This window comes from Leptospira abararensis, assembly GCF_016918735.1.
GTDB lineage: Bacteria > Spirochaetota > Leptospiria > Leptospirales > Leptospiraceae > Leptospira_A > Leptospira_A abararensis.
This window is the reverse complement of the sequence record NZ_JAFFPR010000055.1, coordinates 1-14,864: the sequence shown is the minus strand read 5'-3', so window position 1 is coordinate 14,864 and position 14,864 is coordinate 1. Positions and strand designations below refer to the sequence as shown.

Genomic DNA, 14,864 nt, shown 5'->3' with positions numbered 1-14,864 from the left:
AAGGAATCTTATATGGCTAAGAATTATATACGTTTTGAGAAGGATCAAAAAATCGATTGGGCTAAGTCTGAACATGGGAAAGCGATTCCACTGGGTATTGGAGATTTGACCACAAGTGAATTTTTAGAATTCATAAAGGCAAAACCTGTTTTGCCAGATTCTCCTGTGTATCAACTGAAAGAAGTTCAGATCCTCTCACCAATCACAGCCCCGTGCCAAATCATTTGCCAAGGGGCCAATTACAGACAACATTTGATTGAATCAGGATTGGATCCTGACGAAAAATCATATAATTTATTTTTCACAAAATCCGATGCCTCTCTTTCTCCACCAATAGGAGAAGTGATCCGCCCAAAGCAGGTTCGACTATTAGATTATGAAATCGAACTAGGGTTAGTATTTGGTAAAACAATCAATCGTCCTGTGGAGATTCATTCTGGGAATATTTCTGAATATGTATCTGCCTTGTTTATGGCAAATGATGTTTCGGCAAGAGATATACAACTCCCGCAATTACAATGGTACAAAGGAAAATCATACCGTAGTTTTTTACCGGCAGGACCAGTCCTTGCCGTTTTAGAGGAAGGCGATTTTTCACTTTTAGGAAGTTTAGAACTTACCTTACTCGTAAACGATAGGGTCAGACAACATGATACCATTTCAAGTTTGGTTTTTCCACCGGCTGAATCGATCCAAGAGTTATCTCGTTTTTGCAATTTAAATCCAGGAGATGTACTCCTTACGGGAACACCTTCTGGTTGTGCACTCCGAGCCCCTGGAAAGTTATTACAAAAAATTGGGGCCCTCCTTCCGGAGAAAAAGAAATGGCAATTGTTTATTACTGGGCAATTGAAACGATCAGAGTATCTAAAACCTGGAGATAAAATTAAATCTTCCATCCGAACTGCAGATCGCAGAATTGATTTAGGTGATCAGGAATTACTGGTGGTTCAAGAATCATGAAATTTCAAGAAGGAAAAACATATCCTTTTTGGAAAGACAAAGTGGTTTGGATCACGGGAGCCTCATCAGGAATCGGTGAGGCTTTGGTTCATTCGCTAAAGAATTCCGGTGCAAACTTGGTTCTATCCGCTAGACGAAAAGATGAATTAATCCGAGTAAGAGATGAGTCTGAATGGAAAGAAGAAAACTCTTTGGTTCTTCCTCTTGATTTAGAAAATTATAATATGTTAAATGAATTACCTTCTTTGGTAATTCAAAAATTTGGACGGATTGATATTCTAATCAATAATGGAGGAATTAGCCAAAGGTCTCTGGCACATGAAACTACTGTTTCCACCTACCAATCACTCATGAATATTAATTTTTTTGGTAATATCGCATTGTCTTTGGCAGTTCTACCCTATTTTAGAGATAAAAAAGAAAGTCATATCGTAAGTATTGCAAGTATTGCTGGAAAATTCGGTGTTCCCTTTCGAACGGGTTACTCTTCTTCTAAATTTGCATTAACTGGTTTTTATGAAGCACTCAGAGCAGAAAACATAAATGAAAATCTAAAAGTAACATTGATTTATCCTGGATTCATCAAAACAAAAATTTCAGAAAACGCTTTTTCGGGAGATGGTTCCAAACATGGAAAGATTGATCCAGGGATCGAGGAGGGGATCGATGTTCAAACTTGTGCCAATCAAATTCTTTCAGCCATTGTTTCTGGCAAACTGGAATCGGTGATAGCAAGGCCCAAGGAAAAATTTGCCATCTTTTTGCATAAAAATTTCCCTAGATTTTTTTCTAAGGTGATCGCTAAAGCAAAAGTGGTTTGACCCTTTTTTATTTATGGTTGTCTTGCATCTAAGGTCGCAGAACAACCGCTCCACTCCCAGGCTTTTTGTTTCAGAGTCCGCTCCCTTTCGCTACCAGACGTGACAACGTTCGGCATAATCGAAAGGCCATTACGTTCCAATCCAAAGGCTAAATGGCGAAACTCTTTCGGGTATTTGCCGAGAGGCATAAAGAGGTAAGTAACCCAAAATAAAAAAGAGGGACTAACACTATCGATACGATCTTTTTCGTAGATGCCGGTTCTTTTGTGTATCCGCCAAATACCATCATCTCCCAACTCAAATTGGTCGTAAAACCTTGTGTATGAGGTTACATCCAGATCGATCGGTCCCGCACTGCTACGTATCATGATGATGACATCGGCTTCGCTTAAGGCACGGTTGCCACAAACGGTGATTCTTGGTGAGGAGATCCAGTGTTTGGTGGCAGGTGCACCTTCTTCTACCATGCGACGTGATCGCTCTACAAAACCATCCACGGTTCCCTCATACCAACTGATCGATATCTTTGCATCCTGAGTGAAGAGGTCTCGCAGCTCGGCCCACCTGGCTTGGTCTCGATAAGAAAACGAGGAAACATTTGTGGCAATTTCAGATTTCGCCAAAACAGAAGTGAAATTTTCACTCTGGGAGAAGATTGATGTGTTAAGGATTAGTGTTAGAAACAAAGCCGTGAGGAGGAACCCTCTTTTTCTATATTGGTTTAAAATATCCATAACAGTCTTATCCATATTTTTTATGAGAAATTAACAATAGAATCCAAGGACTAGGTAGTGGTTATCCGAGGCAAAACCTAAATCCACTTGTTAGCGGATTATAGAAATAAAATCCTATAATTGAACGTTTTTCATTATTGATAGTTCTCTCAATAATGAAAATAAAGTCAACATGATAAAGGTGGGATCGGAAGGATGAATGGGATTTTTGGTTCTTGAATCGAGTTGAAAGGGATAATTTGGTTAATCTAATTTTTGGCTTTTCATTCACTGAATCAGTTTTGCTCTAAGACAGGATCAAAAGTTCTGTGCGCCTCGAATCAGTTAGGTGATCGACATTGAATCCAAAACCGATTGGGCTCCTCCGGGGTGCGCTGTCCTGTCTCACCCAAGTCGTGTGAGACCAAGCCCTACCGATCCCTGGTGTGGAATTGGTTACCAAATGAAGAGGGAGGGTTTGCTGGAATTGGCATTGTTGCGTGTAACGATTAAGAGTTTTCCACTAAATGGATCGATTACTGGACTTAAATATTGTCCAGAATAACTGCCTTGCCCTGCGGAAATATCTGAGTGCGTACAATTAGTGCCATCTAGATTACAACGGAATAGACTTAGGTTGTTGTTATTTGGAATGCTTCGAGTCACAATTAGAAGTTTCCTATTTACCATATCAATCACCACATGAGGAAATAAACCAGAATCACTTCCTTGCCCTGCGGAAATATCTGAGTACGTACAATTTGTTCCGTCCAAATTACAGCGAATCAGACTAGGTTTATTGTTATTTAAAGCATTGCGTGTAACAACGAGCAACTTTTTATTAATAGTATCGACAATTGCATGTGAGCCATGTTGGGGATCAGTTACCTGTCCTTCCGAGATATTTGAGTAATTACAATTTGTTCCATCTAAGTTGCATCGAAATAATCCTGGTTCATTATTATTTGCATTATTACGAGTGATTACTAGTAACTTTTTATTTATAGCATCAATCACTGCATAGGGATTATAACCAGAACCAGTACCTTGTCCTGCTGATATATCAGTATGAGAGCAATTAGTACCATCTAGGTTACAACGGAATAGACTAGATTTAGAATTGCTGGTATTGTTTCGAGTGACTACAAGTAACTTGTTATCGAAAGGATCGATTACAGCATGAGGAGTACCTCCGGAACCACTTCCTTGTCCTGCCGAGATATCAATATGCGAACAATCTGATCCATCCAAATTACATCGGAATAGACTAGATTTATTATTATTGTTTTGATAGTTTTGAACCACGACCAAAAGTTTTTCGTTTACAGCATCAACTACCCCAACTGGGTAATGAGGAAAACTAGCCGAACCATTCCCCTGGGCTGCGGAAACATCAGAATGACTACAGTTTGTGCCGTCTAGGTTGCATCTAAATAGACTAGGTTTATAGTTATTAAAATTATTCCAAGTCACTGCAAGTAGTTTTCGGTTTTTCCTATCGATATATGCATTCGGAAAATCTCCTGATGCAAATCCTTGCCCCGCCGAAATATCGACATGTAACCCTGTCGAATTTGTCCCCGGCGGGATCGCACTCGTATATGCAAATGATTCTAATAAAGAAATCGGACTATTGCCTATCAAATTACTCGCCACCACCCTAAAGTAATATAGTGTTTCACCACTTAGTCCTGTAACAGTCGCATAAGGATCTGTCACTGGCCCAAAACTTGTTGACTCCGTCGTCACACCTGGACTTGTTCCGTAGTACACTGTGTACGTTTTAGCACCCGTAACCGGCCACCACTGAACCACTGCACTGGTTCCGCCAGCTTGTGCTTCTACAAAGGTAGGGGCATCCGGTGGACCAATATGGAAACTTTGGTTCCCAACTGTGCTTAAGTTTCCTGCCAAGTCGCGTGCCAAATACTTTACTTGGTTGCTTCCATTGGAAAGTGCTACTGGCGAGGAATATAAAGTTCCATTAGTTATCGCACCACTTCCATCAAACGCTGGTTCTGTGCCATTGAGAGTGTAGATGACTTTATCGCATCCAGATCCGCCAGTGTCCGAACAACTGAGTTGGAGTTGGGTTCCCGAAGCAAAGGGCCCTGATCCAGAGGGTGAGGCCATGGCTAAGACGGGAGCTGTTGTATCTTTCTTGGTAGTGCGAGTGGTGGATCCAAAACTATCAATTAAATTTGCCACACAAATGCGGACGGTATTGTCACCTTCGACAAAGTGGGTATTGGCAATCGTAGTGGATGTGTCGGTGGTTGCTACAATGCTTCCGGTTACATTGGCATTGGAGCCAGTATTTGTGAGGGTAGTTCCATTCGCACAGCTAGTTCCGCCCAATCGGATTTGATAGGTTCCTGCCTTAGAACTTTGCCAACTGAGGGAAACATTTGAAACTCCATTTATGGAAGCGGTATGCGAGTTGACCGTGATTGTGGCGACTTGAGTATCCACTGTATAGTTTGCCGTATCGACATTCGAAACGTTTCCTGCTTTGTCACGAGCCACAAACTTTGTATAGGTGACAGAGCCATCGGTCATTGCAATGGCGGCTGTGTATAAAGTTCCACTGGAAACAGTTCCCGTAGTTCCTTGGATGGCCGGGTTTGCAGGCGTTGAACCAGCTTGTACAGCATAGGCGATCTGATCACAACCTGATCCGCCAGTATCAGAACAAGAAAGAGAAACCGAAGTTGTCGTTTCATAATTTCCTGCACCTGGATTTGCAGTCACTATAGGTGCTGTATCGTCTCTTTGTAAAGTGACTGAGGCAAATCCCGTCAGTCCATTGCTTCCTGTGACACAGATGCGGTAGGTCTTTGTACCTTCGCCAGTAAAATGGGTATGAGAACGAACAAACCCTTGGTCTAAACTCGCAGTGACCGATCCCGTAGTCGCAATAGTCCCCGTATCACAAGAACTTCCTTCTCGAACCGTAAAAGATCCTGATCTGTCAGATCTCCAAGTAGCCGTGGAACTGGCTATGGCATTGGCTTGGGAACTAATCGCTAATGAAGACTGACTTACAATTGCAAGCGCTGGGATTTTGGTATCGATCGTATAAACAATGTTAATTGGTGCAGATAGATTTCCCGCTAAGTCCCGACAAATTGCATTCAAAGTATGGGATCCTTCCGTGGATAAAGAAATGGCTTTGGAAGAGGTGGCAATCACCACACCATTCTTTGGAGAGAAAGCGGGAGTCGATGTATCTAGAGTATACACAATGGAACCCGGTGCTTTATTGTCAGCACAAGCGAGGGTTGTGGTTTGTGTTGTTGAGTAAATACCAGTTAACAAAGAACTAGTGATGGTTGGAGGAGTGGTATCACTTAAGATTGAGACAATCGCAATGTCATTCGGAGTTCCGTCTCCATCGGTATCAAATCCAATTGGCTTGCCGCTGCCATCGACGATGATGACAACGGGATTTCCTGTTCCGCCAGGCCCCGTGGTCAGAAAACCTGGTGGGTTCAGACTGATATAATAGTCTGGTAATCCGTCTCCATTAGAATCGACCGCATCAGGAATTCCATCTCCGTTGGTATCGATTAAGAGAAGGTTCGGTGTTGTGCCACCGGTGAGATTGATTCCATCGGAGACCCCGTCCCCATCGGAATCTACTAAGGTCCCATCCGGCTTTCCATCACCTGACAGGTCGACTGCGGTACCTGGAGTTAAATTCTGTGAAGAACTAGGCGAACCGCCAACTAATCCGAATAAGAAGGCAAAGAGACTAAAGTCTTGCCCAGAGTTTCCTGGAGCAAATAAGGTACAATGGCTTGTGAAGAGGGTTAGAAAAGAAAGAAGGTAAAGTTGTTTTTGGATTCGCATGTATGTGCCTAAAATTTCGCATTAATATTCAAAAATATTAATGTAGATGGTTTCATCCAACAAGGACAACTAATTTTCATTAGTTTGTGCAAAAAGCAGCAGTGCACCGCTAAAAGTGTTTTAAAATCTAGTTTCCGCCGTTTTTAACGGTTCAGAAAAGATAACAGTTGTGATGGAAAGAGAGGCTTTAGGGAAATCCTGGGAAAGGAATTCGCAAGTTAGGTGTGCGCGGAACCAACAATAGTTGGCTTTTATATTAATCTTTTAGTTTTTTTCCCACTTTCTTTAAGGTCTCTTCGATTTTAGGAATCGAACTCGGGCCAAATCCATGCAAACGAAGAAGGTCTTTTTTAGAATAACGAGTGAGATCTTCTAATCGTGAAATTCCTAGTTCATTCAAAAGAGCCCTCTGTGCGGGGGCTCCCAGGAAATCCAAAAAATGTGATTCATTCTTCTGATTCATATTTTCTATTTTTTAAATGGCATCTCCCCTAAATAATCTTTTTTTCCAATTTCAATTCCGTTGTGTCGAAGGATCGCATAGGCAGTGGTTATGTGAAAGTAAAAATTCGGAATGGCATGATTGGTGAGGTATTCAAAGCCTGTTAGGTATTTTCCTTCCCATCTTGGCTGAGATACTTTGATTTCAGAAACTTGTTTAAAATCTTCTGCTTTGTAAGTTTCTAAATATTGGATCACGGAACCAATTCTAAGTTTTAATTCCTCTAAATTAGTTTCGGAATCTTCTTGAACGGGAGCCTCTTTACCGGAAATACGAGACACACAAAGTTTCGCAGTATCACAAGCGATTTGAATTTGTTTTGTTAAATGGAATTGGTCAGGGAAGAGACGTGAGTTGAGTAAGTTCTCAAAGGCAAATTTTTTGGCAACGGAATGGGCTTCTGCTTTTTCTAAAATTTTAGTTAAATTCCCGAGCCCTCTTTTAAACGATTGGACGGAGATTTCATATACGATCGATTCATTCATTCTTCTATTCAAATCGATGACAATGTAGAATCAATCTAATAAATTGAAGGAGAATTGGGTTCTTGTGGATTTGGTAAGATATAAAAATGATCAAACTTTGGCCGCTAAGACCAAAGTCAATATTGGGAAAATTCTAAATGGAAACTCCGCCAGACAAAACTAATTCTAAAAATCCAAAATTTTGAGAGGCACGATTGGAACCACCACTTGTGAGGACATCTGTTAGGTCAATATATCCACCTTTACCACCTAATTCTAAAAAGTAAGTTCTAGAAAATTCATAACGAGTGGCAACATATCCAGACACTCCATATCCCGAGAGATGAAAGTTATTATTTTGACCTTTGCCTAACACGCGTACATCGCTTCGGCATACAACTGGCCCTCCGCCGATGGTAGATACCAAACTAACACCACTTAATCCATCAGATGAAGTATAAAGAGGGGTGATCCATCCGAAATCTAAAAAAAGGTAATTTAAACCATCGGTATGTTCATACTTTAAAATATCGGGAGTTAGCGAAATAGTTTGGTCTCCACCATGGTAACCAGCCATCTCTTGTACATGGTTCGGAAACAGAAGGATAAAAAGTGCAGCTTCAGGTGATAAAGCCAGTTGGTTTTTTGCAATGACACCTGGATCAATATAACCGGAATACTTTACCGGTTGGCCCGGGGTGACTACATACTTCATATGGTCTTGACCGAATGCCAAAAAGAATCGATCTGTAAAGAAATAACTAACCTTCAAATTGTATTGCGGAATCTCAAATTTGGAGGGATTTAAGTATACATCAGCCCTAAAAGACTCTGGTTTGTCTTTTGCGTTTACTGATTTGAGTGTGTACTCGTAACCAGGACCACGAAAATTAATATCACTTTGCGTATAGTAACTTCTGTTATAACCCCACTGGATAGTCCAGTTTCCTTTTTTATCAAGAATCGTGAGCGGAGCACTATTTTCATTGGGCCAAAGTGATGGGCTTACAAGGAAACAAAGCAAAAAAAAGTAAAAATTATGCTTTTTAGAAACAAACGAATGTTTGTTTTTGCGGTTATGCAAATGGAACATAAACCATATTCTAAATTGGTATCAAAATCGAATAGGCGAATGTATGTTTGGTTCCGAAAAAGAAGAAATTTTTAAGTAGGGATAAATACTATATTTTTTCTTCAAATTCGGTTGTAATCGAAACTCTTGGTTTTAGTTCTCTTTAGTAACTGCCACCACTTCCCCCTCCTCCAGAGGACCCACCACCAAAACTTCCGCCACCACCACCTCCTCCAGAAGAACCACCGGAACTACTTTTTTGTTTTTTGGGAATGGTTTCGTATTCAACTGCACTGTGTTTGCAATGGGCACATGTTCTTTTCACTTCTACTGATCCAGAACTACTATAGGTAGCTTCACTGATGATTCTACTTGATTTACAAACAAAGGTTTCAAACTTACATTCGGGGCAGGCCTTAATTTTTCGAAAGGATGTACCTTTGTAAATATATTCAGGATTGATGCTCGGGAATTTTAGGATGGCATTGGCCGCGCATCCTGGACAGACCCATACATCATAGTCTATGGAATTTACGATTTCTTCTGAGACTTGACCCTTCGACAAATGGACGTTATCTTCTTCTTCCGAAAGTTTTGTCATCTTCGTTCCGCATTTTTTGCAATTTCTCGGAATGTTTCTAATTTTCAAAAGTCTTTCGCTTAACTTACGTAATCGTAAGTCACCCCAAAAGATTGCATAAATCACGATAAAGGCAATGGTTAAGAAAATGGAGACTGGGAAAATAGCATCATCTAGAAATTGCGAGAGTATGGTAATGGAAAAGACCACAGGAGCTATGATCAGACCATAAAATAAGGGGAAGTCTGTATTGTGAACTATATGGTATTTTGCGGTCGGTGAGGGAATGATCCATACAACGATTCTTTGCAAAAGATGTAATAGAATAAAAATCGAGATATAGGCAAAAATAAAATACTGTCTGTATCGGATGCTCTGTTCTTTTTCGATTCTTTCTAATTCGCTAGTTTTTTCAGCCCACAATCTAGATTCTTCATCATTTAAAAAATAATTGGATGTTGTATTGTAAGTATCAATGGTTCTGTCCAAAGTTTGTTTTTCTTCTTCACTAAGTTGGGTGTATGTTTTACCTTGATAATCGTAATAATCGGTTCTTTCGACTGTAGTTTGTTGGTTTGTATCTTCAGTCGCAGCCTCTGCGACATCTACAGTGTTTGTTTCTGAAAGGAGTTTGTCTACTTCTAGTTCCGGGTGGTTCAATTTCTTGATCAGTGCTGCTACTGTGTCCCAATGCCCTTTTTGAAAATTGTCTGCTTTGAAGGCAGGGATTGTATAAGTATCAATGATTCTTTTGACAGTTACATCGGGAAGGTCACCTTCTAACCCATATCCGATTTCAATTTCCACACGTCTTTGGTCGATCACATGTAAAATGAGGATTCCATTATCTTTATCTTTTTTCCCGATTTTCCAGTGGTTAAAGAGTGCCACAGCAAAATCTTTGGGCACATAACTTTCGATTGTTGGTAATGTGACCACGGCGATTTCCACTCCCGAGGAAGCTTCTTCTGTGTTGATCATTTGATCGATGCTTGCGATGTCTGTTAAAACTCCCGCACTGTCTTCTACCCAACTATTCCTAAGTTCTTTGGGATTGGGAACCTGGGCCACTCGTGAGTCGATCCCTTCTTGGGAAGGAGAACAGGAAAAAGTAAATAGGGAAGAGCTTACTGTTAGCGTCAGTAAAAATTTAAGGATGTAGATTTGTCTTAGTTTTAAAGGTGCATTCACGACCGCTAAACAGTAGGAGACCTAATTTCTTTGTCAAGTCGGAGTTAAGGAGGACGTTACCATGTAGAAAATGGTTCGAGGCGTGAGAGGGATAAACGATAGGGAACTGATACAGATGAAATTATATTATTCAATAAGAAAGCAATTCCTTTATGCTCCCCCACATGTAGTGCATGTAAAAGTGATCTTTGTTTCGGGAGCTAATGTTTTGCCTGATTTGACTTTGATTCCAGGTCCAAATAAAATAATGTAGGTTCTGCCAGTATACAAACCGAAATTAACATTAAGATCAAATTTTCGATCACTAATATTTACGGTTGTGTCAAAGTTAATCGATTCATTTTGAATGATGTTTTCGCTGATCCATGCACTTCCATTTGATGCATTATTTTCCAATTCCTCAGAAAAGGTAAAAGAAAATTGGGTCAAGGTATTAGGAATATCTTGTCCATCAGCAGGACTCGAACTTACCAGAAAAAAATACGGTGATGGGGGTATTGCAGGCGTTGCAAGGGCGGCAATGAATCCAGCACCTGCTGAATCTGGTTCTTCTTCCACTCCTGGATTCACTAAGGGTTGCACCAAGGGGTTAAAATAGCAATTCCCCAATAAAAACCATAAACATGCTAAAACAAGTGAAGTTGGTAATTTAGAATGTCGGTTCATAAGAATGGGCTCCACAAGTTGGGGTGAGGGTTTTAGAAAATGAAACTTAATGTCTTGGGGAAAAGAACCAAGACATTAATACTATCGAATTCCCTATTGTTTGGCAAGAAATTTCTGTAGTAATGGGAGCCTATTGATGTCCAAATTAAGGATTATATTGATAATCAAATCGAATTGTCCTTTCTGTTAATGGCTTCCCGGTTGCAGAAAAGATTCCTGGCTTTAAGGTTATCTCGTAAACAGTCATACCGGGTATAGTCAATGGAGCTATCGTTAAGGTATTTTCTGAAACATTCATAAAATTATCAAAGGAAATCGGTGAAGACACAACAAGATTTTGAGATATCCAAGCTGTGACTAAGGGGCCAGTTGGCAACGCAGGCATCGGTGCTTCTGAAAATCTAAAAACAAATTGATTGAAATAGTTGGTTACAGTTGCATTATGCAAACTCACCTCATTCATTTCGCCATCGAGATAAAATACCTTTACCAACTCAAAAAAGTTAAATGCTTCATTTATGTTGATAGTCCCTAGGTTTATTATCTCCAGTCCCGGTGGTGCGTCTGTAGTTGTCGCAGTGACTTGGCTAGGGCTAGATACATTCAGAGTCAGAATAAAAAATGATAGGCCATCACGAATTACTGTAAATGTAAAGCTACCCGTTTGGTAAGGGATATAAAACCTTCCTCCCGCATCAGTAGCGTAAGGTGGTAGTGTTGATTTGGCTTGAATCAATGTTGGCGATGGAACCAAAACAAGACCTTCCAAGGCTACCCCATTGGGATCAAGAATCTGACCAGTGATAAGAAGGTTTGATTCCCCTGACAATCCTAAGAGTGCTAAAAACGGATTTGTTTTTTCTGTCACTTCTGGATTGACTATGGGTTGCACCAAGGGATTGAAGTAGCAGTTAGAAAATAGGAGAAGGAAGAATATTCGGAAAAGGATCTTGAGGTTTCGCGTTTTCATAGATGACTCTCCTTTTATTTTTAGAATATTTTTCCTACATAAATGAAACAACAACCCAAGGCATTTTGTTTTTTCAATGGATGGGCCAGATCTTGCATTGGAATACTTATCTTATAATCCTAAAGGGCCAACTACAAATTGGATCGTTGTTGGTCTGACCGATTTCCCTGTCGCTGTTTTGATCCCAGAATTCAATGTGATGGTATAAGGCAATGGACTTAGCGAGCTACTGAGCATGATGGTTACATCGTTTTTGGAAATACTGGGAGATTCAAAAGTCATGGGTGGATAGGTTATAAAATTTTCGGCAACCCAAAGGGGTGGATTAGATGGATACTCCAAATCTTCAGAGAATTTAAACTTAAAACTACCGCCAATCAGATTGTTATAGTTACTATCATCAATCAGCAAACCTTCATACGGCACAGAAGACACCAATTCCAAATAAACGGGAGGTTCTACCCCAATGAAAAACACATCCAGACTTTGTATTTGGTAACCCAGATTATCACTAGAGATCACCGTTGCAGAGAAGGGAGTAATCCCTAATTGGACATTTACAATCGTACCTGCATCAGAAAATTGTAAAGTAGGTGATCCCGTTGGAATATTTAGATAGAACCTACCTGCCGCATTAGTAATTGAAGAATTGGTTTGGTTTTTTGTTGAAAAAGAGGAATTCGCTAACTTGATCTCTACACCTTCAAGAGCAACTCCTAATCTTTTGATTTGGCCTGTGATGCTAACAGTGATTCCTAAGTCACCAGATCCGCCAGCTAATCCAAGCAATGCGGACAAGTCAGATTCTTCTACCTTGGGATTGAGTAAGTCATTCACTAAAGGGTTGAAGTAACAGTTCGTCGTCGAAAACAGAAAGACGAAGGTTATTAGAATGAGTTTTAGTAAGCGATGGAGATGTTTCATTGGATCTCTACTCTATTACTTCTTCTTCTTTAAAGATTCTAAATCTTTTTCTAGCTGTTCTAATTCGTATTTTTCTTCAGCTTCTCTCAGTTCTTGTTCGGTTTTGATTTGTTCTACTGCTTCATCTTTGATGCGTTTGATTTCTGAGTCAGAAACCATACGGTATCCACTTCCATCACAAACATCGACTACAATCGTTTTACGAGTGACTGTGATGAGAAATCCACCGAGTAGGGTAACAGCCATGTCTGTCCAAGTAGAAGTTTGTTTGATTCTTACGGGACGATTGTCTTTTGGAAGGAGAACATTCCAATCAGGTTCTTTGAATCTTAGACCACCAAACAACCAAAAGTATTCTGGATACTCTTGGAAGGGTTGGCATTTTGCAGAGTCGGGAGCAAGGGTGATCATATTTCCATCGGCAACGGAACCAAGGACAAAGGAATCACGAAGGCTATGAGTGACTACTTCACCACCTTCTTGTTTTGCTTTTCTTTCTGACTCTTGTCGTGTCAATTCTTCTCTTCGTTTTCGAATCTCTTCTTGTTTGGCTGCTATGGCTTTTTCTTTTTCAAGTTTTCGTTTTTCATCTTCTTCTTTACGAATCGTTTCTTCCTCGGATTCCGCTAAATCTTTGTAAATAATTTTCAAAACGGATTTTTTGGAAATGACCATATGTTTTCCGTTTTGTGTGTCCACTTCGACACTATCTACGTTTTGGTTGGTCACAATCCCTTTGATGGATTTGCCTTGTTTGAGAAGAATGGTTTGTACTGCACTTAAAGGAAAAATTACAAATAATAGTATGATTAGGCTAGAATAGATGTTTCGCATTTTTTAGGTCCGTTCTTAGTATTTACCCTATAATATTAGGAATTAGAATCATTTGCAATACCGAATTTTCTTGTTTTGTGGAAATACTTCAATAAATGTTCGGTGATCAAGATCTGGTCAGGCTTTAAGTCCGCCAAACATCCTTCAATCGAGGCTGCAAAGTTCTTGCCTATGACAGGGCAAAGAAATTAGTATATTGCATTTTTTATAGGGATTCTATTTGCTGATGTTTTTATTTTTATAATGACCATTGATGTTACAAAGAGGTAGGATGAAAGAGGATCAAAAAATGCATAAAGTTCTGCATTCTGTCCATTTATGGGGCATTGCTGTGGGGTTAGTAATCTCTGGCGACTACTTTGGATGGAACTTCGGTTGGTCCAAGGCCAGTTTTTGGGAGTTCAGTTTTGCCGTCGGTTGGATTGCCACTTTCTATGTATTATTTGCCCTTTGTTTTACCGAACTTGCGGCAAGCATTCCTCAGTCTGGTGGTCCATCTGCTTATGCAAAGAGGGCACTTGGTGATTTGTTTGGACTGATCACTGGGTATCTAGTCCTTGTGGAATTTTTACTCGCACCACCTGCCATTGCTTCGGCCCTTGGAGGTTACATCCATTTTCTTTTTCCCGTTATACCAGCATTTGGTGCTGGTATCGTTATGTTCTGTTTGTTGTTATTAATTAATCTAACCGGAATCAAACAAACGGCTCGGTTTGAACTTTTAGTTACGATTGTCGCTGTATTTGGACTTTTGTTTTATCTGGCCTTTCTTTGGCCTCATGTAACCTTTGAACGCATTCCAAAATTTCCTGAAGTCAGTTCTATGTCCTTTCATTCTATTTTTCTTTCGATCCCCTTTGCTATCTGGTTTTTTTTGGCAGTAGAGGGAGTGGCGTTAGCAGCAGAGGAAGTTCGTAATCCAGCACGCGACATACCCATTGGATATACCGCCGGGATTTTTACTTTACTCTGTTTGGCGGGCCTCATTTTTGTTTTTACAGCTTCCGTTGTTGATATTAAAGAAATTGCTGAATTGGATTATCCATTGTCTTATGTGTTGCAGAAGTTATATGGTAGTGATTTGATTTGGCCTTTTGTATTTACTTTTATTGGTTTATTTGGGCTTGTAGCATCACTCTTCGGAATCATTTTGGGAAACTCCCGGTTGATTTACGCCATGTCGAAAGAAGGATATTTACCAACCTATCTTTCTAAACTGAGTTATGGTTCTTTGGTTCCGCAAAACAAAATAAGAAACAAGACTTAAAAGATACATCCCACAGGCACCTAATGCGGATATGGTGATAAGTTC

12 protein-coding genes and 1 pseudogene are annotated in these 14,864 nt (G+C 40.1%); 3 read left to right on the top strand and 10 right to left on the bottom strand.

Features of this window, described 5'->3' with window-relative positions:
• The first annotated feature begins 12 nt into the window (after nt 1–12).
• Both JWG40_RS16225 and JWG40_RS16220 read left to right on the top strand, forming a co-directional pair.
• Nucleotides 13–963, top strand: coding sequence for a fumarylacetoacetate hydrolase family protein (locus JWG40_RS16225; protein ID WP_205286822.1), 951 nt, complete (start codon nt 13–15; stop codon nt 961–963).
• Nucleotides 960–1,784 (top strand): SDR family oxidoreductase, encoded by an 825-nt coding sequence (locus JWG40_RS16220; protein ID WP_205286821.1) that lies wholly within the window; start codon nt 960–962, stop codon nt 1,782–1,784. The genes JWG40_RS16225 and JWG40_RS16220 overlap by 4 nt, the downstream gene beginning before the upstream one ends.
• An 11-nt stretch (nt 1,785–1,795) precedes the next feature.
• On the opposite strand, the gene JWG40_RS16215 is transcribed toward JWG40_RS16220, so the two are convergent.
• The 10 genes from JWG40_RS16215 to JWG40_RS16170 all read right to left on the bottom strand — a co-directional run bounded on the left by JWG40_RS16215 (nt 1,796) and on the right by JWG40_RS16170 (nt 13,552).
• Nucleotides 1,796–2,533 carry a nuclear transport factor 2 family protein gene (locus JWG40_RS16215; protein ID WP_205286820.1) on the bottom strand — a complete coding sequence of 246 codons (738 nt, stop codon included), beginning with the start codon at nt 2,531–2,533 and terminating at the stop codon, nt 1,796–1,798.
• Between the two features lie 420 nt (nt 2,534–2,953).
• A complete protein-coding gene (locus JWG40_RS16210) occupies nt 2,954–6,349 on the bottom strand; it encodes an FN3 associated domain-containing protein (protein ID WP_205286819.1) in 3,396 nt (1,131 codons plus the stop codon).
• A 256-nt stretch (nt 6,350–6,605) separates the two neighbouring features.
• Entirely contained in the window at nt 6,606–6,812 is a 207-nt protein-coding gene (locus JWG40_RS16205) for a helix-hairpin-helix domain-containing protein (RefSeq protein ID WP_205286818.1), read from the bottom strand.
• Between the two features lie 5 nt (nt 6,813–6,817).
• Complete coding sequence (locus tag JWG40_RS16200) at nt 6,818–7,324, bottom strand: DUF1993 domain-containing protein (RefSeq protein WP_408611543.1); 507 nt, start codon at nt 7,322–7,324, stop codon at nt 6,818–6,820.
• Between the two features lie 145 nt (nt 7,325–7,469).
• Complete coding sequence (locus JWG40_RS16195) at nt 7,470–8,408, bottom strand: hypothetical protein (RefSeq protein WP_205286816.1); 939 nt, start codon at nt 8,406–8,408, stop codon at nt 7,470–7,472.
• A 142-nt stretch (nt 8,409–8,550) separates the two neighbouring features.
• On the bottom strand, nt 8,551–10,158 hold the full coding sequence (locus JWG40_RS16190) for a TPM domain-containing protein (protein ID WP_205286815.1): 1,608 nt from the start codon (nt 10,156–10,158) through the stop codon (nt 8,551–8,553).
• A 150-nt stretch (nt 10,159–10,308) separates the two neighbouring features.
• Complete coding sequence (locus JWG40_RS16185) at nt 10,309–10,824, bottom strand: Ig-like domain-containing domain (protein ID WP_205286814.1); 516 nt, start codon at nt 10,822–10,824, stop codon at nt 10,309–10,311.
• A gap of 145 nt (nt 10,825–10,969) precedes the next feature.
• A complete protein-coding gene (locus JWG40_RS16180; protein ID WP_205286813.1) occupies nt 10,970–11,794 on the bottom strand; it encodes a carboxypeptidase-like regulatory domain-containing protein in 825 nt (274 codons plus the stop codon).
• 111 nt (nt 11,795–11,905) lie between these two features.
• Nucleotides 11,906–12,718, bottom strand: a complete 813-nt coding sequence (locus JWG40_RS16175) for a hypothetical protein (RefSeq protein WP_205286812.1) — start codon at nt 12,716–12,718, stop codon at nt 11,906–11,908.
• Nucleotides 12,719–12,733: 15 nt separating this feature from the next.
• A complete protein-coding gene (locus tag JWG40_RS16170) occupies nt 12,734–13,552 on the bottom strand; it encodes an LA_0442/LA_0875 N-terminal domain-containing protein (RefSeq protein ID WP_205286811.1) in 819 nt (272 codons plus the stop codon).
• 271 nt (nt 13,553–13,823) lie between these two features.
• On the opposite strand from JWG40_RS16170, the pseudogene JWG40_RS16165 reads away from it, so the two are divergent.
• A pseudogene (locus JWG40_RS16165) lies at nt 13,824–14,804 on the top strand (amino acid permease); the annotation flags it as partial.
• Between the last annotated feature and the right edge of the window lie 60 nt (nt 14,805–14,864).

Excerpts from the sequence above, each read along its gene's own strand:
- JWG40_RS16225 (WP_205286822.1), top strand. The coding sequence starts at position 13 with ATGGCTAAGAATTATATACGTTTTGAGAAGGATCAAAAAATCGATTGG.
- JWG40_RS16220 (WP_205286821.1), top strand. The coding sequence starts at position 960 with ATGAAATTTCAAGAAGGAAAAACATATCCTTTTTGGAAAGACAAAGTG.
- JWG40_RS16215 (WP_205286820.1), bottom strand. The coding sequence starts at position 2,533 with ATGGATAAGACTGTTATGGATATTTTAAACCAATATAGAAAAAGAGGG.
- JWG40_RS16210 (WP_205286819.1), bottom strand. The coding sequence starts at position 6,349 with ATGCGAATCCAAAAACAACTTTACCTTCTTTCTTTTCTAACCCTCTTC.
- JWG40_RS16205 (WP_205286818.1), bottom strand. The coding sequence starts at position 6,812 with ATGAATCAGAAGAATGAATCACATTTTTTGGATTTCCTGGGAGCCCCC.
- JWG40_RS16195 (WP_205286816.1), bottom strand. The coding sequence starts at position 8,408 with ATGTTCCATTTGCATAACCGCAAAAACAAACATTCGTTTGTTTCTAAA.
- JWG40_RS16185 (WP_205286814.1), bottom strand. The coding sequence starts at position 10,824 with ATGAACCGACATTCTAAATTACCAACTTCACTTGTTTTAGCATGTTTA.
- JWG40_RS16180 (WP_205286813.1), bottom strand. The coding sequence starts at position 11,794 with ATGAAAACGCGAAACCTCAAGATCCTTTTCCGAATATTCTTCCTTCTC.
- JWG40_RS16175 (WP_205286812.1), bottom strand. The coding sequence starts at position 12,718 with ATGAAACATCTCCATCGCTTACTAAAACTCATTCTAATAACCTTCGTC.
- JWG40_RS16170 (WP_205286811.1), bottom strand. The coding sequence starts at position 13,552 with ATGCGAAACATCTATTCTAGCCTAATCATACTATTATTTGTAATTTTT.